General features: G+C 70.0%; 15 protein-coding genes. 14 read left to right on the plus strand and 1 reads right to left on the minus strand.

The window, feature by feature from the left end:
- Positions 1–72: 72 nt before the first annotated feature.
- Positions 73–1,197, minus strand: coding sequence for a polyprenyl synthetase family protein (locus I6N91_RS14175; RefSeq protein WP_198813680.1), 1,125 nt, complete (start codon positions 1,195–1,197; stop codon positions 73–75).
- A gap of 119 nt (positions 1,198–1,316) precedes the next feature.
- On the opposite strand from I6N91_RS14175, the gene dinB reads away from it, so the two are divergent.
- The 14 genes from dinB to I6N91_RS14245 all read left to right on the plus strand — a co-directional run bounded on the left by dinB (position 1,317) and on the right by I6N91_RS14245 (position 18,365).
- Positions 1,317–2,564, plus strand: coding sequence for a DNA polymerase IV (dinB, locus tag I6N91_RS14180; RefSeq protein WP_307843366.1), 1,248 nt, complete (start codon positions 1,317–1,319; stop codon positions 2,562–2,564).
- 183 nt (positions 2,565–2,747) lie between these two features.
- Positions 2,748–3,125, plus strand: a complete 378-nt coding sequence (locus tag I6N91_RS14185; RefSeq protein ID WP_120169713.1) for a DUF3040 domain-containing protein — start codon at positions 2,748–2,750, stop codon at positions 3,123–3,125.
- 335 nt (positions 3,126–3,460) lie between these two features.
- The gene (mraZ, locus tag I6N91_RS14190) at positions 3,461–3,892 is read left to right on the plus strand and encodes a division/cell wall cluster transcriptional repressor MraZ (protein WP_133404868.1); all 432 of its coding nucleotides are present in this window, start codon (positions 3,461–3,463) and stop codon (positions 3,890–3,892) included.
- Between the two features lie 285 nt (positions 3,893–4,177).
- Positions 4,178–5,179, plus strand: a complete 1,002-nt coding sequence (gene rsmH / locus I6N91_RS14195) for a 16S rRNA (cytosine(1402)-N(4))-methyltransferase RsmH (protein ID WP_198813682.1) — start codon at positions 4,178–4,180, stop codon at positions 5,177–5,179.
- Complete coding sequence (locus tag I6N91_RS14200; RefSeq protein WP_198813684.1) at positions 5,176–5,931, plus strand: hypothetical protein; 756 nt, start codon at positions 5,176–5,178, stop codon at positions 5,929–5,931. Before rsmH ends, I6N91_RS14200 begins: the two co-directional genes overlap by 4 nt.
- Before the next feature lie 59 nt (positions 5,932–5,990).
- The gene (locus I6N91_RS14205) at positions 5,991–7,781 is read left to right on the plus strand and encodes a penicillin-binding protein 2 (RefSeq protein WP_198813686.1); all 1,791 of its coding nucleotides are present in this window, start codon (positions 5,991–5,993) and stop codon (positions 7,779–7,781) included.
- Positions 7,782–7,838: 57 nt separating this feature from the next.
- On the plus strand, positions 7,839–9,461 hold the full coding sequence (locus I6N91_RS14210; RefSeq protein WP_198813765.1) for a UDP-N-acetylmuramoyl-L-alanyl-D-glutamate--2,6-diaminopimelate ligase: 1,623 nt from the start codon (positions 7,839–7,841) through the stop codon (positions 9,459–9,461).
- 6 nt (positions 9,462–9,467) lie between these two features.
- Positions 9,468–11,003, plus strand: a complete 1,536-nt coding sequence (murF, locus tag I6N91_RS14215; protein ID WP_198813687.1) for a UDP-N-acetylmuramoyl-tripeptide--D-alanyl-D-alanine ligase — start codon at positions 9,468–9,470, stop codon at positions 11,001–11,003.
- Positions 11,000–12,100, plus strand: coding sequence for a phospho-N-acetylmuramoyl-pentapeptide-transferase (gene mraY / locus I6N91_RS14220; RefSeq protein ID WP_120169699.1), 1,101 nt, complete (start codon positions 11,000–11,002; stop codon positions 12,098–12,100). Before murF ends, mraY begins: the two co-directional genes overlap by 4 nt.
- Positions 12,097–13,653: a UDP-N-acetylmuramoyl-L-alanine--D-glutamate ligase gene (murD, locus tag I6N91_RS14225; RefSeq protein ID WP_233091872.1), complete on the plus strand. Its 1,557-nt coding sequence runs from the start codon at positions 12,097–12,099 to the stop codon at positions 13,651–13,653. The genes mraY and murD overlap by 4 nt, the downstream gene beginning before the upstream one ends.
- Positions 13,654–14,985 carry a putative lipid II flippase FtsW gene (gene ftsW, locus I6N91_RS14230; RefSeq protein WP_198813688.1) on the plus strand — a complete coding sequence of 444 codons (1,332 nt, stop codon included), beginning with the start codon at positions 13,654–13,656 and terminating at the stop codon, positions 14,983–14,985.
- A complete protein-coding gene (murG, locus tag I6N91_RS14235; RefSeq protein WP_198813689.1) occupies positions 14,982–16,091 on the plus strand; it encodes an undecaprenyldiphospho-muramoylpentapeptide beta-N-acetylglucosaminyltransferase in 1,110 nt (369 codons plus the stop codon). Before ftsW ends, murG begins: the two co-directional genes overlap by 4 nt.
- Positions 16,088–17,539 (plus strand): UDP-N-acetylmuramate--L-alanine ligase, encoded by a 1,452-nt coding sequence (gene murC / locus I6N91_RS14240; protein WP_198813690.1) that lies wholly within the window; start codon positions 16,088–16,090, stop codon positions 17,537–17,539. Before murG ends, murC begins: the two co-directional genes overlap by 4 nt.
- Entirely contained in the window at positions 17,529–18,365 is an 837-nt protein-coding gene (locus tag I6N91_RS14245; protein WP_198813691.1) for a cell division protein FtsQ/DivIB, read from the plus strand. Before murC ends, I6N91_RS14245 begins: the two co-directional genes overlap by 11 nt.
- The last annotated feature ends 35 nt before the right edge of the window (positions 18,366–18,400 follow it).

An 18,400-nucleotide genomic window follows, 5' to 3' on the forward strand; every position in this document is an offset into this window, starting at 1 on the left:
CCGGCGCGTACGCCGTGCGCCTGAGGGTCCGCACGGCGCACGGGCCGGGCGGTGCTGGACGGTGCCGGACGGTCAGAAGGTCCGGGTCACTGCCGCTTCCGCAAGGAGCCCCAGGGCCGCCGCCGACACCTCATCGGTCTCAAGGACACCAAGGGCAGCGAAGGCTTCGGCCGAACGGTCCTGGATCAGCTTCTCGGTATCCCGCAGGGCCCCGCTGGCGGTGATGAGCCCGCGCAGCCGAGAGACCCCTTCGTCGTCAAGCGCCGGATCGCCCAGCAGCGAGTTGAGCACGCCCTGGTCATGCGGGCCGCTGCCGGCCAGCGCGCGGGCAATGAGGTAGGTCCGCTTGCCTTCCCGGAGGTCGTCTCCGGCAGGCTTCCCGGTCACCGCCGGGTCGCCGAAGACCCCGAGCACGTCGTCGCGCAGCTGGAAGGCCTCGCCGAGCGGCAGCGCAAATGCGGAGAACCGCGCGAGCGTGGCCGCGTCCGCCCCGGCCAGCGCGCCGCCGAGCATCACCGGGCGCTCGATCGAATACTTCGCCGACTTGTACCGGAGGATGTTGAGGGCACGATCGGCCGCGGTCGCCGGCGGCAGGTCCGGCCCCACTGCCTCCTCGAGGAGGTCGAGGTACTGGCCGGCCATGACCTCGGTGCGCATCCGGTTGAAGATGGCCCGCGCGGAGGACGCCCCGGCCCCGACGCACGCCCCGGTGAACAGCTCTTCGCTGAAGGCAAGGCACAGATCCCCGGCGAGGATCGCCGACGACGTACCGAAACGGTCGGCGTCGAGGTGCCACCCGGCGTCCAGGTGCTGCTGCCGGAACTGCCGGTGGATGCTAGGGGCTCCGCGGCGTGTCTCCGACCGGTCGATCACGTCGTCGTGCATCAGGGCCGCGGCCTGGAAGAACTCGAGCGCCGCTCCCGCCCTTGCCACCGGCTGCAGGTCGCCCGTTCCGCCGGCGGCACGCCAGCCCCAGAAGCAGAGAAGGGCGCGGATCCGTTTTCCCCCGGACGTCAGCCCGCGGATGGCGGACAGCAGTGACAGTGACTCGGGGGAGATCTCCGCGAGGATTTCCTCCTGCGCTGCGAGGAACGCTCCGGTTTCCTCGGACATGGACGAGAGGAAGGCGCCCTGGTCCCGGCGGACCGAGTCAGTGAGGCGGTTGTCCGGGTCGGCGGGTCGGGTGGCGGACTGCATGGATTCCCCGTACGGCTAGGCAGGCGTGAACGGATCCAACTCTAAACCCCCTCGGCCGGGCCCCCCAGCCGGGGCCGGGCCCGGCCTGCGGTGTCGGGGACCTCGGATACGATGGCTCCGTGGTGAACGGGACTCGGGACCAGCTGCCGGTCGGCGCGGAGTGCACCATCCTGCACATCGACATGGACGCCTTCTATGTATCGGTCGAACTGATGAGCCGGCCCGAACTCCGGGGCGTGCCGGTCATCGTCGGCAGCCCGTCGGGCCGCTCGGTCGTCCTGTCTGCCTCCTACGAAGCCCGCCGGTTCGGCGTCCGCTCCGCCATGCCGATGGCCGTGGCGATGCGCCGCTGCCCGGCGGCGGTGATCCTCGAACCCCACCACGACCGCTATGCGGAGGTGTCGGCGGCGGTGATGGAGATCTTCCGATCGGTCACCCCGCTGGTTGAACAGCTCAGCGTCGATGAGGCCTTCCTCGACGTCGCCGGAGCCACGCGCCGGCTGGGACATCCCCGGGAGATCGGGGAGCAGATCCGCGCGGAGATCAGCAGGAGCCTCGGCATCACGGCGAGCGTGGGGGCCGCCACCACCAAATTCGTCGCGAAGATCGCCTCGACCCAGTCCAAGCCCGATGGACTCCTGCTGGTGCCAGGCAGCGACACCGTCGCCTTCCTCCACGCCCAGCCGGTCTCCGTGCTGTGGGGAGTGGGCGCCAAGACCCAGGAGACCCTTGCCCGCCTGGGCATCCGGACGGTGGAGGACCTCGCCTCCACCCCGGTCTCGGCGCTCACCAAGCTCCTCGGCACCTCCGGCCGGCACGTCCACGAACTGGCCTGGGGCAGGGATCCGCGGAAGGTCGTTGTCTCCCGCGCCGAGAAGAGCATCGGGGCGGAGGAGACCTTCGCGCAGGATGTCACCGACACCGCCGTCCTGCACCGGGAACTCCTGCGGCTTGCCCACCGGACCGCCACCCGGCTGCGCGCGGCGGGCCTGTCTGCCCAGGGCGTTTCCCTCAAGCTCCGCTATGCCGACTTCTCAACCCTGACCCGTTCAAAGAAACTGGCCGAGCCCGTCGACAGCGCCCACGCGATCTACGGCGCAGCGACGGCGCTGCTGACCGCGCTCGGCGAGCGTCCCCTGGCCGTGCGGCTGATCGGGCTGCGGGCCGAACAGCTCGGATCTGGCGGAGCGGGGGCCCACCAGCTGACGATCGACAGGCAGGATGACAACTGGCGGACAGCCGAGGTTGCCCTCGATGCCGTGAACCGGAAATTCGGCGCCGCCGGGGTGCGGCCGGCGGGTCTGCTGGGCCCTCCGGCGCCCCGCACGGCCCGGCGCGGAAATCCGCCCGGTAACGCTACATTGTGACTTTCAAGTTACCGTGGTGAGAACTACTCTTGGTGTAGGTCAATCGATCTCCGGCATCCGCGCCGCGCAGCCCCCACGGCCGCGCGGCGCGGACCGGAACGGCGGGCCCAGCCGGGAACCATCCCGGGGCCGGACTCGTTGGTTGGATGAAGGAACGTTGGCACTTACATCAAGGAGGCCGTGATGGCACTCTCGGAACACGAGCAGAGGTTGCTCGATCAGCTCGAACAGCAGCTTCACGCCGACGATCCGAAATTCGCACACTCGATGGCGTCAAGTACACGCCGGTCGATGTCGACCCGAAGGCTCGTCATCGGCTCGCTTGTCACCATCGCTGGAATCCTGGTCCTGCTTGCGGGCATCGGATCCCAGCTCATCGTGGTGGGGGTGGCCGGCTTCATCATCATGGGCGCCGGCGTCTACTTCGCGACGACGAAGGCTAAGACCGTCGAGACAGGACACACCGCGGGGCTCCCTTCCAAACCTGCCTCCGCCGGCAGGAGCGGCTTCATGAGCAGCCTCGAAGATAAGTGGGAGGAGCGGAAGCGGGATCAACCCTGAGCCCGCCCTTAACGGCCCGCCCCCGGTGAGCCGACCAGCTCCGAACTGAACTTTCCGAAAGACCCGCACCTGCGGGTCTTTCGTGATTTAAGGCCCCGGCCGGCGTGCGTCCCGAGCCCGCACCCCGAAGCCTGCCGGCCTTCCGCCCCACCCCGCCAGGGTGCTGCGGCGCTTTCACATGCGTACCAAAAATGCTTCCGGCGCGCCCGAAATAAAAGTGGAGGGACTGGTGGTGTCGGTGGATTGACTGTGGAGCGTTGTGGAGTAAAGTGGGGAATATAAGAGCGAATCGGTAACGAACCGGCCTTCGCCCGAGTCAGAACAGGCGGTGGGGGATGTTCCTCGGGACCCATACCCCCCGTCTCGATGAGAAGGGCAGGTTGATCCTGCCGGCGAAGTTCCGGGAGGAACTCTCGTCCGGTTTGGTGTTGACCAGGGGGCAGGAACGTTGCATTTACGTTTTTAGCCAGAGCGAATTCGAAAAGGTTCACGAGCAAATGAGGTCGGCTCCGATTTCTTCCCGTCAGGCACGGGATTACATTCGGGTTTTCCTCTCCGGGGCTTCAGATGAAGTGCCGGATAAGCAGGGCCGGATAACCATTCCGCCCGCGCTTCGCTCGTATGCCGGATTGGACCGAGAGCTCGCAGTGATCGGTGCGGGAAGCCGGGCCGAGATCTGGGACGCGGAAGCCTGGAACAGCTATCTGGAAGAGAAGGAAACAGCCTTCTCCGAAACGGATGACGAGGGACTGCCGGGAATCTTCTAGGCGGCACCGGCCACCCGGCCGGAACCACCGAAAAGACCAGACCGCCCGGTCCGGAACAACTGCACAAAACCATTGCGGCGTGAATTTCTTGGATGAGATCTCCAGCCGCCGGACGCCTTGATTCACCTGGCTTCACTTCCCCGGAGCCAGGCGGACGGACGGCCGGCCGGATGGGGATCTGATTCAAGGACACCTCCCGACGCGTGGACCATTCGTACCAACCACCCGCACCAACACCGCTTAGGTGGTGCGGGTGGACAGCCACACTCAGGAAGGAGTCAGTGCATGAGCGATGAGCGCCCGACCGGCGATCGGCACATCCCGGTTCTGCGCGAACGCTCTGTCACCCTCCTGGCTCCCGCCGTCGAGGCCGCCGCCGAGGCAGGCCGCCGGCCGGTCATCGTCGATGCGACCCTCGGAATGGGCGGGCACTCCGAAACCATGCTCGAGGCCTTCCCCACGGCGCACCTCGTGGGCATTGACCGCGATCCCCAGGCGCTGAGCCTCGCCGGTGCCCGCCTCAGCCGGTTCGACGACCGGCTCGACCTCGTCCACGCCGTCTACGACGAGATCGGTGAGGCCCTTGCCGATCTCGGGATTCCCGGCGTCGACGCCGTCCTCTTCGACCTCGGGGTCTCCTCGCTGCAGCTCGACGAACGCGAGAGGGGATTCGCCTACTCCTACGACGCGCCGCTCGACATGCGGATGGACACCAGCCGCGGGGCCACCGCCGCCACGATCGTCAACACCTACTCCCGCGAGGACCTCCTGCGGATCATCCGCACCTGGGGCGAGGAGAAGTTCGCCGGACGGATCTCCTCCGCCATCGTCGAGGCACGCGCCGCCGCTCCCATCACGACCACGGGCCGGCTCGTCGAAGTCATCCGTTCGGTCGTGCCGGCCTCGGCCGCCCGCACCGGCGGCCATCCCGCGAAGCGCACCTTCCAGGCGCTGCGGATCGAGGTCAATGAAGAGCTGACGGTGCTCGAACGGGCCGTGCCGGCCGCGATTGACGCCCTGAATGTCGGTGGCCGGATCGTCGCGCTGTCCTACCACTCCCTCGAGGACCGGATCGTGAAGAGTGCCTTCGCGGCCGGAAGCAAGTCTTCGGCTCCGGTCGGGTTCCCCGTCGAACTCGAGGAGCACAAGCCATATCTCCGACTTCTCACCCGGGGCACCGAGGCCCCGACGGAGCAGGAGATACGGGAAAACCCCAGGGCGGCGTCGGCGAAGCTCAGGGCTGTCGAAAAAATCACACGAGGTCCCAAGGACAGGAAAACAACATGAGCCAGGCATTGAGTGCGCACACCCGGCCACCCGCGACTTCCGGCAGCAGCGCCCTTGCCTCTCATCCCGTCCGCCGTGGAAGGCCCTCGCCCGGAACGCCCCAGCGTCCCCGGACACCGCTCTCGGTGGTTCCGGCGCGCGCTTCGCGCCGCCGCGTGCCCTTCGCCGTGTTCAGCTGCGCACTGCTGGTCGCCGCGCTGGTGGCCGTGCTGATCCTTAACATCTCCGTCTCGAGCACCCAGTACGAGCTGGTTCAGCTCCGCGGGCAGCAGGTGGCGCTGAGCCAGGAGAACGAAGCCCTCGTCCAGCGACTCGAGGACCGCGGCGCGCCCCAGAACCTGGCGGCCGCGGCGACAAAGCTCGGCATGGTGTCCTCCCCGACGTTCGGCTCCATCGACCTTGAGACAGTCAAGGTCACCGGCACCCCCGAGCCGGCCAAGGAAGGCAGCGCCCCCGAGGCGCTCATTGCCGCACCCGAGGTCGTCACGGCCCAGGATGCCCCCGTTCCCGCCCCGCCCGCGGCACCGGAGGCCGCCGCGGAGCCGGAGCCAGCCCCGGCACCCGCCGAGGCCGCGCCCGCCCCGGCGCCGGCCGAGGCCGCCGAAGGGCAGGCCGCAGAGGCTCCCGCGCCCCGGGGGCCGGCCGTCGAGCTGCCGGAGCAGGCACGCAATGCGCCCGGGCAGGGTGCGGCACCCGAGCGCCCCGCCGGCGGTACCATCCCCGGTCCCGCACAGCTCCCCAGCTCCCGCTAGGAACCCCGGCCCCGCCGGGCCCCCGCCCAGAAACTCCCCGCGACCACCAAGGACCCCACGTGGCACACCCCAAACCCGGCAGCCAGGACGCCCTCCGCGTAGCGCTCGGATCACGGCGCCTGCGCGTCGGGCTCGCCTTCGTCCTGGTCCTGCTGCTGGTCCTCGGCGTCCGGCTGTTCCAGCTGCAGGCCCTCGACCTGAACGGGCTGGCCCAGGCCGGGCTGTCCAAGCGGCTCACCACCACCGCGGTGCAGCCGGTGCGCGGGTCCATCCTTGACGCCAACGGGAAGTACTTCGCCCGCAGCGTCGAACGTTTCGACATCGTCGTCGACCAGCGGCTCAGCGGCGGCGAAACCTTCGACCGGTACAACGAGGAGTTGGGCGAGCGGGAGCTTGACCTGCCGATCGAGCAGGGCTTCCAGGAACTCTCCGCCGTGCTCGGCATCGACGCCGAAACCCTGCGCGCCTCCATCCAGGGGGACAAGAGCTTCAACTACGTGGCCCGCACCGTCACCCCCGAGGTCAAGAACCGCGCCCTGGCCGTCGGCCTGCCGGGCGTGTACGCGGACAAGACCAGCGTACGCACGTACCCGGCCGGCTCGGTGGCCGGGTCGATCATCGGCTACGTCGGCCCGGACGGGAAGCCCCGCGAGGGCCTCGAGCTGTCCCTGACCGACAAGCTCACCGGCAAGGCCGGCAGCAAGACCTATGAGATCGGCGGCGACGGGATCCGCATCCCCTACGCCACCAATGAGGACGTGCCCGCCAAGGACGGCCAGTCCGTGCGGCTCACGATCGACCAGGACCTCCAGTGGTTCGCCCAGCAGACCATCGCCTCGCAGGTGAAGGACTACAACGCCGACTGGGGCAATATCGTCGTCGTCGAAGCCAAGACCGGAGCCATCAAGGCCCTCGCCGAATCGACGACGCCGGACCCCAACAACCCCGGGGCCACCCCGCCGGAGTTCCGCAACCCGCTGTCGGTGACCGCGGCCTTCGAGCCCGGCTCGACCACCAAGCTGATCACGCTTGCCGCCGGCCTTGAGGAAGGGATCATTGAGCCGACCACCCGGTTCGAGATCCCCCCGCTGTACACCGTGGGGAACCAGACCTTCAAGGATGCCTACGCGCACGGCGAGGAGCGCCGCACGGTGGCCGGCATCTTCGCCAAGTCGCTCAACACCGGCACCGTGAAGATCGGTGAGCAGCTGACCAAGCAGCAGCGCTACGACTGGTTGAAGAAGTTCGGGATCGGCGAGGAGCTGAACACGGGGCTCAACGGCGAAACCCGCGGCCTCCTGTCCAAGCCCGAAACCTGGGACGACCGCCAGCAGTACACGGTCCTCTTCGGACAGGGCCTGGCCCAGACCGCCCTTCACACCGCCATGGTGTTCCAGACGGTCGCCAATGACGGCGTCCGGCTCCCGCCCCGGCTGATCGATTCCTACATCGGCCCGGACGGCACCGAGCACAAGGTGCCCCAGGGGGAGGGAACCGAGGTCGTCTCGGAACCGACGGCCAAGAAGCTGCAGAAGCTCCTTGAGACGGTCACGGTCGAAGGCTCGGGCAAGTCCGGCGCCCTCGAGCAGTACCGGGTCGGTTCGAAGACCGGCACGGCTGAAGCACCCGGGCCCAACGGCGGATACGACGGCTACACTCTGTCGTATGCCGGGATCGCCCCGATCGAGGACCCCGAATATGTTGTGGTGGTGACCCTGCAGCGTCCGCAGGGCGACCTCTACTACCTGGTGCCGGGCGAGTCGTTCCAAAAGGTGATGAAGCAGGTCCTCAACGCATCGAACGTTCCACCTTCGACGGGTAAGCCCGAGGCCTACCCCGTCGAGTACTGATCCGAAAGTAAAAGCTCCGTGTCAATCAACACCCCTCCAAGCGCCGCAGGCCTTGGAATGAGGCCCCGGCATGTCCAGCCGGTGTCCCTTGCCGCTGCCCTGGGCGGGCTCGACGCCGCCCTGCCCGCCATCACCGTGGACGGGGCGCCGGTGCGGGATTCGGCGGTGGCCTCCCTGCATGTGACTGGAGTGGCCGTGGACTCCCGGGCCGCCGCGCCCGGCGACCTCTACATCGCCGTGCCCGGCGCGCAGCGCCACGGGGCCGAGTTCACCGCGCAGGCAGCCGCCGGCGGGGCCGTCGCCGTGCTGACGGACGCCGAAGGCGCCGCCTTGATCGGGGCGGGGTCCAACCCCTCCGCGCTCCCCGTCCTCGTGGCGGAGCGTCCGCGGATGCTCGTCGGCCCGCTGTCGGCCGCCGTGTTCGCCAGCCAGCCCGCCGAGGCGGCGCGGCCGGTGCTCTTCGGGGTGACCGGCACCAACGGCAAGACCACCACCACCTACTTCATCAACGCCCTCCTGCGGGCCCTGGGCCGCACCACGGGGCTGATCGGCACCATCGAGATCCTCGCCGGGGCCGAAGCCATCCCGAGCACCCTCACCACTCCCGAATCGCCGCAGGTCCACTCCCTCCTGGCCCTGATGCGCGAACGCGGACTCGGCGCGGCCGCCATGGAGGTCTCCTCCCACGCCCTCGAATACGGACGGGTCGACGGCGTGGTGTTCGACGTCGCCGGTTTCACCAACCTCACCCAGGACCACCTCGACCTGCACGGCGACATGGAGTCCTACTTCGCTGTCAAGGCCTCCCTCTTCGGCGCCGAACGCTCCCGCGTCGGCGTGGTCACCGTCGACGACGAGTGGGGTACGCGGATGGCCGCGGCCGCCACCGGTCCGGTGGTGACCCTGCGCACGGACCCGGACGCGCCGTCCGGTGCACCCGCGGACTGGACGGTCGAGGCGATCGAACCGGCGGGCCTCGGCCACCGGTTCACCCTGCGCGGGCCCGGCGGGACGGACCTGGCGCTGTCCACGGGCCTTCCGGGCACGTTCAACGTCTCCAACGCGGCCCTCGCCGCGGTGATGGTGCTTGCCTCCGGGGTGGACCCGGAGGACCTGCAGCGGGCCGCCGCCGCACACGATCCCTTCACGGTGCAGGTACCCGGGCGGATGCAGCTCATCAGCGACGCCCCGACAGGCATCGTGGACTTCGCCCACAACCCCGACGCGCTGGTGCGGACCCTCGCCGCGGTGCGGCGCCCCGATCCGGGCTCCCGGGTCATCATCGTCTTCGGCGCCACCGGACAACGCGATGAGACCAAGCGGCCTATCATGGGGGCGGCCGCGGCGCGGCTCGCCGACGTGGTCATCGTCACCGACGACGACCCGCACGACGAGGACGAAGCGCAGATCCGGCGCGGTGTCCTCGACGGCGCGCTGGCCGCGGTGCGGGCCGAGAACCTTGCCTGCGAGGTGCTCGAGGTGTTTCCCCGGGCGGAAGCCATCGAGGCGGCCGTGGCGATGGCGGGGGAGCAGGACACCGTCCTGGTCGCGGGCCGCGGCCACGAGGTCTGGCAGGAGATCAAGGGGGTGAACCACGCCCTCGACGACCGCGTGGAGCTCGCCGCCTCGTTGACAAGGCACGGATTCTCTGTGCGCACGCCTGTGGCGATAGAGTCCTAGACCGTCATGATTGAATTCAGCGCAGCCGACATCGCGGCACTCACCGGCGGCCACCTTTCACAGGGCGCCAGCCGAAACCCCACCCTCACCGTCACCTCCGCGGCCACCGACTCGCGCGAGGTCCTCCCGGGGGGGCTGTTCATCGCCAAACCCGGCGAGGTCACCGACGGCCACGACTACGCTGCCCAGGCCTTCGCCGCCGGCGCCGTCCTGGCCCTCGCCGAGCGCCCAGTCAGCGGAGCCGACGGATCCGACCTGCCCGCCGTGATCGTGCCCGACGCCGTGCTCGCCATGGGGGTCCTCGCCGCCGAATCCGTGCGCCGGCTCCGCGCCAGCGGGCCGCTGACCGTCGTGGGCATCACCGGGTCGGCAGGGAAGACCACCACCAAGGATCTCCTGGCCGGCCTGCTGGGCACCGAAGGCCCCACCGTGGCGCCCACCGGGTCCTACAACGGCGAGGTCGGGGTGCCGCTGACGGTGTTCCGCGCCGACTACGGAACGCGCTACCTCATCATTGAAATGGGTGCAACTAAGGCCGGCAACATCACCTACCTTGCGGACATGGTTCAGCCGGACATCGGTGTCGTGCTCGGCGTCGGGTCCGCCCACGTGGGCGAGTTCGGCGGGGTGGAGGCCATTGCCCGCGCCAAGGGCGAGCTGTTCGCCGCCCTGGGTCCCGGAGCGACGGCCGTGATCAACGCCGACGATGAGCGGGTGCTGGCCATGCGCTCGCGCACCAGCGCCCGGCGCGTCTACTTCACCTCCTCCGGGGACTTCGGGGCCGCCGACGGCGACATCCTCACCGCGGCCGGGAGCACCACGACGCCCGAGGGCCACCCCGCCTTCGACCTCGTGATCCCCGACGGGACCTCCCGCCCGGTGGTGTCCCCGCTGCTGGGCCTCCACCACACGGCCAACCTGCTCGCGGCTGCCTCCGTGGGCTGGGCCCTCGGCGTGCCCGGGGAGCGCATTGCCTCAGCGCTGCGCACCCAGGCCGCGAAGAGCCGCTGGCGGATGGAGCTCACCGAGCGGGCCGACGGGGTCACCGTCATCAACGACGCCTACAACGCCAACCCAGAGTCGATGCGGGCGGCCCTGCGCACCCTGGCCGAACTCGGAGCCGGCCGGCGCCGCACGTGGGCCGTACTGGGCGAAATGCTCGAGCTGGGGGAGTCCTCCATCGAGGAGCACGACCTCCTCGGCCGGGTCGTCGTGCGGCTCAACATTTCCAAGCTCGTCGTCGTCGGCGGCGACAACGTCCGCGCCCTGTTCAACGGCGCCCTGCTCGAAGGCTCCTGGGGCGACGAGATTCAGCAGGTGCCCGATGCCGAGGCGGCCGAACGGCTGCTCCGGGCCGAGCTGCGGCCCGGTGACATTGTGCTGTTCAAGTCCTCCAACGGGGCGGGCCTGAGGTTCCTGGGAGATCGGATAGCATTGCTCCCTGATGCTGCCGGCTCGCCGGATCCAGTGCCAGCGCATCCCATCCAGCCTCCGGCCGCCAGCCCGGACGGCACTGCCCCACGAAGGAGCCCGCAGCCGTGATCGCCCTCCTGATCGGTTCGGCGTCGGCGCTGTTCTTCGCACTTGTCGGCACTCCACTATTCATCAAACTCCTGGTCCGGAAGAGCTACGGCCAGTTCATCCGCGACGACGGCCCGACGGCGCACCACACCAAGCGCGGCACCCCCACCATGGGCGGCGCGGTGATCGTCGGCTCGGTGCTGCTCGCCTACTTCCTCACCCACGGCGTGATGGCGCTGCTCGGCGCCTCGACCGGGCCGAGTGTCTCGGGACTGCTCCTGCTGCTGGTGACGGCCGGGATGGGTGCCGTCGGTTTCTTCGACGACTACATCAAGATCTCCAAGCAGCGCAGCCTCGGGCTCAGCGCCGGCGCGAAGATCGCCGGGCAGAGTTTCGTCGGTATCCTCTTCGCAGTGCTGGCCCTCCAGTTCCCGGACGAGCAGGGCCGCACGCCGGCTTCGACGGCCATCTCCTTCCTGCGGGACACCTCGGTGGACCTCGCATTCGCGGGCACGCTGGTCGGGGCCATTCTGTTCGTTCTGTGGTCGAACCTGATCATGACCGCCGCCACCAACGGGGTGAACCTCGCCGACGGGCTCGACGGGCTCGCCGCGGGCGCCTCCATCCTCGTCTTCGCCGCGTACATGCTGATGGGTATCTGGCAGTCCAACCAGAGCTGCGGCTCCCTGCAGGTCCCCGTGAATGTCTGCTACGAGGTGCGCGACCCGCTGGACCTGGCGCTCATCGCCGGATCGATGGCCGGCGCGCTGGTCGGCTTCCTCTGGTGGAATACCTCGCCGGCGAAGATCTTCATGGGCGACACCGGCTCCCTCGCGATCGGCGGCGCGATCGCCGGCTTCGCGATCCTCTCCCGGACCCAGCTCCTGCTCGTGGTCATGGCGGGCCTGTTCGTGATGATCACCCTCTCGGTGATCATCCAGGTCGGCTACTTCAAGGCGACCGGCGGAAAGCGCGTCTTCAAGATGGCGCCGCTGCAGCACCACTTCGAGCTGAAGGGCTGGCAGGAGGTCACGGTCGTGGTGCGGTTCTGGATCCTCGGCGGCCTCTTCGTGGCCGTGGCACTCGGTATTTTCTATGCGGATTGGGTAGTGGGTTGACGGACATTTCGGAATCGGATGCGGCCGGACGGCTGGCAGGGCTGACGAGCTGGGATGCCGACTGGCGGGGGCTGCGCGTCGTCGTCGCCGGCATCGGCGCCTCGGGCTTCTCCGCCGCCGACACCCTTGTTGAGCTCGGCGCGGCCGTGGTCGTCGTCGACGGCTCCGACTCGGAGGACAACCGGGCCAAGGCAGACACGCTGCGGATCGTCGGCGTCCGCGAGGTGCTCCTCGGCGCCGACTCCACCACCGGCATCCCGCTGGTCGATGGGCAGGCGCCGGAGCTGATCATCGCCTCGCCCGGGTGGAGCCCGGCCCAGCCACTGCTGGCGGCCGCCGCCGGTGCGGGCATCCCCATCTGGGGCGACGTCGAGCTGGCCTGGCGGGTGCGCATCCGCGAAGGCCGGCCCACCGCCGAATGGCTCACGATCACCGGCACGAACGGCAAGACGACCACGGTCGGCCTGACCGAGTCGATGCTGCTCGCGGCCGGGAAGCGCGCCGTGGCCGCCGGGAACGTCGGCACGCCCATCCTCGATGTGATCCGCGACCCGCAGGGGTTCGACTTCCTCGCCGTGGAGCTCTCCAGCTTTCAGCTCCACTGGAGCGAGTCCATCTCCGCGCTGGCGAGCGTGTGCCTCAACATCGCCGAGGACCACGTCGACTGGCACGGCAGCTACGAGGCCTACGCCGCGGCGAAGGCCAAGATCTACGATCGCACCCGGGTCGCCTGCATCTACAACGCCGAACAGCACGAGACCGAGGTGATGGTCGAGGAAGCCGACGTGATCGAAGGCTGCCGGGCGGTCGGCTTCACCACCGGTACGCCCGCGGTGAGCATGATGGGCGTCGTCGAGGACCTCCTCGTTGACCGGGCCTTCATCGAACAGCGCAGGGACTCGGCCGCCGAACTGGCGTCGGTCCGTGAACTCGGGGACGTCGTGCCGCGCCACCTTGTGGCCAACGCGCTGGCCGCCGCCGCCCTGGTGCGGGCCGCGGGCATCTCTCCGGCCGCCGTCCGTGAGGGGATCCGCACCTACGCCCCGGGCGCGCACCGCATCGAGGCCATCGCCTCCGCCGGGGGCGTGCTCTGGATCAACGACTCCAAGGCCACCAATCCGCACGCCGCCTCGGCCTCCCTGGCCGCCTTCACCTCGGTGGTCTGGATCGCCGGGGGCCTCTCCAAGGGCGTCGCCTACGACGACCTCGTCCGCACCCACGCCGCCCGCCTGCGGGCCGTGGTGCTGATCGGGGCGGGCAGCACGGCACTGCAGGAGGCCCTGCACCGACACGCTCCCGATGTGCCCATCATCAGCTGGCACACCAGTCACACTGGAAACGGACACCCCGAGGGCGGGGGAGAGGGTCCGCAGGTGATGGAATGGGCGGTCTCCGAGGCGGCCCGCCTCGCCGGGGAGGGCGACACCGTCCTGCTCGCACCGGCCGCCGCCTCAATGGATCAGTTCTCCTCATACGCCCACCGGGGTGATGCCTTTGCCACGGCGGTTCGAGCGCTGGTGGAGGGGCAGGCACCAACCGCTAAGGAGCTCTAGATGGTTACCACCCCCACCCGGCACCCCGGGCGCAGGCCCGCGGCCGCCCGCGCCGCCGGCGCAGCGGCCGGCCGAGCCGCCGGATCACCGGCCGGGCGTGCCAGCGGCACGACGCAGACCACCGGCTCCACCGCCCCGGCACCGCGCCGCGGGATTCGGGCAGCCGCGGCGCGGGGCTGGCGCTTCCTCGAGGGAACCGACCGCAGCCCCAGCGGCTCGAGCTACTACCTGATCCTCGGGTCAGCCCTCGCCCTGACGGCCATCGGCCTGCTCATGGTGCTCTCGGCGTCCTCCGTTGAGGCGATCTCCGAGGGCAAGGAGGAGTTCGACCTCTTCCTGAAGCAGGCGGTGTGGGCCGGCGCCGGCTTGGTGCTGATGTTCATCCTTGCCCGCTTCGGGCCCCGGCTCTACAAGGCCCTGGCCTGGCCCGGACTAGGCGTGGCGGTGGTGCTGTTGATCCTGGTGCTCGTCATCGGCGTCAGCATCAACGGCAATAAGAACTGGATCATGATCGGCAGCCAGTCCTTCCAGCCCTCCGAGCCGGCCAAACTCGCCCTCGCCCTGTGGTTCGCCACGGTCCTCGAGCGCAAGAAGGGGCTGATCCGGGACTGGAAGCACGCCTTGATTCCCGCCCTGCCCCTGGGCGGGCTGCCCATCGGCCTGGTGCTGCTCGGCGGCGACCTCGGCACCGGCATGATCCTGATGATGATCGCCGCCGCGGCCCTGTTCTTCGCCGGGGCACCGCTGAAGATGTTCCTCCTCGCCGGCGTCGGCATAGCGCTCGTCGGAACCCTCATGGTGGCCACCAGCGCCAACCGGGGCGGGCGCATCAGCGCCTGGCTGCGGCTGAACTGCGAGGACGGCGCCGACCTGTGCCTGCAGTCGGACAACGGCCTGTTCGCCATGGCCTCGGGCGGATGGTTCGGCGTGGGCATCGGACAGAGCCGCCAGAAATGGAACTGGATCCCCGAGGCGCACAACGACTTCATCTTCGCCATCATCGGCGAGGAGTTCGGCCTCGTCGGCGCCATCGTCGTTGTCGCCCTGTTCGGAATTCTCGCGGTGGCCACCATCCAGGTCGCCATGCGCTACAGCGACCCCTTCGTGCGTATCCTGATGGGGTCCATCCTGGTGTGGCTGATCGGCCAGGCCTTCGTCAACGTCGGCATGGTGACCGGCCTGCTGCCGGTGATCGGCGTCCCCCTGCCCTTCATCTCCTACGGCGGGTCGGCGCTGACCTTCACCCTCGCCGCGGTGGGCGTCCTGCTCTCCTTCGCCCGGCGGATGCCCGCGACCTTCATCAAGACCGAAAGCGAAAACGCAGCATCATGAACCCCCCGACACCCGTGTCCGTCGTCCTGGCCGGCGGCGGCACCGCCGGCCACATCAGCCCCCTGCTGGCCATCGCCGACGCCATCACCGACCTCGCCCCCGGCGCCCGGATCACCGCCGTCGGGACCGAGTCCGGAATGGAGACCCGGCTCGTGCCGGCCGCCGGCTATGCCCTGGAGACCATCGACCGGGTGCCGCTGCCCCGCCGGCCCTCCACCGACCTGGTGAAGCTGCCCTACCGCCTGGCCGCCGCCGTCCGGCAGGCGCTGCGCATTCTCGATACGGTTCGGCCCTCGGTGGTCGTCGGCGTGGGCGGCTACGTCGCCGCGCCGCTGTACCTCGCGGCGTTCCTGCGGCGCGTGCCCCTGGTCATCCACGAGGCCAATGCCCGCCCCGGTATCGCCAACCGGCTGGGCGCCCGCATCGCCGGGACCGTCGCCGTGGCGTTCCGGGACACCCGGCTGCCCAAGGCCCAGTGGGTGGGCATGCCCATGCGCCGCGCCATCGCCGGACTTGACCGGGCAACCGCACGCGAGTCCGCCCGGCGCGCGCTCGGACTCGACCCGGCACGCCCGACCCTCATCATCACCGGCGGCTCCTCCGGGGCCCTGAGCATCAACCGCGCAGCCGCCGCGGCCGCCCCCGGCCTGTGCGGCGAGGGGATCCAGATCCTCCACATCACCGGCCGGGGCAAGACCATCACGGCCGGCGACGGCTCCCCGCTCACGCTGCCGGGCTACCACCAGCTCGAGTACGTCGACGACATGGAGGCCGTGTACGCCGCGGCCGACCTGCTCGTGGCCCGGGCCGGTGCCGCCACCGTCTGCGAGATCAGCGCCGTCGGGCTGCCCTCGATCCTCGTTCCGCTCGCCCATGGCAACGGCGAGCAGGCCCTCAACGCCGCAGCCCTCACCGCCGACGGGGGAGCGGTGCTGATCTCCGATTCCGACCTCACACCGGCGCGGCTGAGCTCGGAGGCCCTCGCCCTGCTGAAGGACCCCGAGGCCCTTGAGCGGATGGCCTCTGCCGCCGCGGCGCAGGGCATCCGCGACGCCGACCGGACGATGGCCAAACTCGTCCTCGACGCGGCAGGAGCCTCCTCATGACCGGCATCCCGCAGGAATCCGTCCCCGAGCCTCGGCCGGGCGGCCCAACCGCCGGACGCGTCCACTTCATCGGCCTCGGCGGCGCCGGCATGTCGGCTGTCGCCCGGGTCCTGCTCGGCCAGGGCATCCCCGTGTCCGGCTCGGACGCCGCGGACTCCAAGGCCCTGAAGGCCCTTGCCGCCCTCGGCGCCGAGGTCCACGTCGGCCACCGGGCCGAGAACGTCACCGGCGCCGGCCAGGTCGTCATCTCCTCGGCCATCCGGCCGGACAACCCCGAACTGCTCGAGGCGCGCCACCGCGGCATCACCATCCAGCACCGCTCCGAGGCCCTCGCCGCGGCCATGGCCGGCCAGCTGGTCATCGCCGTCGCCGGAACCCACGGAAAGACCACGACGACGGCGATGATCACCGTGCTGCTGCAGGCGGCCGGGCGCGATCCCTCCTTCGCCATCGGCGGCGACGTCGCGGCCCTCGGAGTCAACGCGCGCTGGTCCGGCGGCGACGTGTTCGTTGCGGAAGCCGACGAATCGGACGGCTCATTCCTGAACTACAGCCCGCAGATCGCCGTGGTGACCAACGTCGAAGCGGACCACCTCGACCACTACGGCACGGCTGCCGCCGTCACCGCGGTTTTCGAACAGTTCGTCGGGCTCCTGCCCGAGGACGGCGTACTCGTCGCCTGCGCCGACGATCCCGGAGCGGCCGCCCTGGCCGCCGCCGCCGCCGCCACCCGCCGGGTGCGCACCTACGGGTACTCGCCGACCGCCGACATCCAGCTGGGCTCCACCCGAGCGCTGGGCAGCACCTCCAACAGCGTGCTCTCCTTCGCCGTCGACGGACTCGACGCCCAGCAGGAACTCCAGCTGAGCGTGCCGGGGGCCCACAATATCCTCAACGCCGCGGCGGCGTTCACCGTCGGCCTCGAACTCGGCGTGGACCCGGCGGTCGCCGCCGAGGGCCTCGCCTCGTTCTCCGGGGCAGCCCGGCGCTTCGAGGCCCGCGGCGAGGGCGCCGGGGTGCGGGTCTTCGACGACTACGCCCACCACCCCACGGAAGTCGCCGCGGCCCTGGCGGCGGCCCGCACCGTCGCTGCCGGGCATGCGGTGCACGTGCTGTTCCAGCCCCACCTCTTCTCCCGGACGCGGGAGTTCGCCGACGGGTTCGCCGCCGCCCTCGCATCGGCGGACTCGGCGACGCTGCTGCCCATCTACCCCGCCCGCGAGGACCCGATCCCGGGCGTCACCAGCGACCTGATCGCCGCGAAGCTCGCCCGGCCCGGGGGATACGTTCAGGATCAGCAGGCCGCCGTCCGTGAGGTGGCCGCCCGCGCCTCCGCCGGTGACATCATCCTCACCGTCGGCGCCGGGGACGTCACGCACCTTGCCTCCGGGCTGGTCGAGGCCCTCCGTGCCCGGGAAGGCACCGGAACGGCGGACGATGAAGCCTAGGAAGCCATCCGGTCCGGCCGGCGCCGGGACCGGTGCCGCCGCCGGTGGGCGGGCCAACTCGGGCAAGGTCTCCGTGCTGCCCCGGGAGGACGCGGAGCCGGCCGGAGCGACGGTCCTTGAATTCCCTGAACCGCCGGCCCGGCGCCGGCGGCGGGTGCTGCTGTGGACCCTCCCAGGCCTGGTCCTGGTGGTGGGCGGCCTGCTCGCGTACCTGATCTTCTCTCCGGTCCTGGCGCTGAAGCACCTGCGGGTCGAGGGCAACACGCTCGTTTCCACCGAGGAGGTCACCACGGCGCTCAAGCCGCTCCTTGGCACCTCGCTCACCCGGCTCCCGGACGACAAGGTCGAAGGCCTCCTGCGGGACAAGGCGCCCATCGAGGCGGTGCGCGTGGCGGCCGAGCCGCCGTCAACCCTCGTGGTCACCATCCGCGAACGGGTGCCGGTGGCCATCGTGCAGAAGGACAAGCAGTTCATTCTGATCGACTCGGAGGGCCGGCAGCTCAAGACCGTCGCGGACCGGAAGGCGGTGAAGCTTCCGCTGATCGACGGCGGGACGGAGGCGGTCAATTCGGAGGTTTTCCGCTCGATCACCGCGGTGCTGGCCGACCTGCCCCCGGACATCCTGTCCCGCCTCAACCACGCCTCCGCCCGAAGCGTGGACTCGGTTTCGCTTTCGCTGACCGGCAACCAGAGAATCTTCTGGGGGAGTGCGGAGCGCAACACCGCCAAGGCGAGGGTCCTCTCGGCCCTGCTGAAGGTCCCGGCATCGGATCCACCGGTGAAGGAATATGACGTCAGCACCCCCGACCGTCCGGTCACCCGGTGAGCGGGATTTCAAAGAAACAAGGCGACACGCGGCAC

Origin of the sequence: Arthrobacter sp. MSA 4-2, from assembly GCF_016405885.1 — a bacterium.
GTDB lineage: Bacteria > Actinomycetota > Actinomycetes > Actinomycetales > Micrococcaceae > Arthrobacter_D.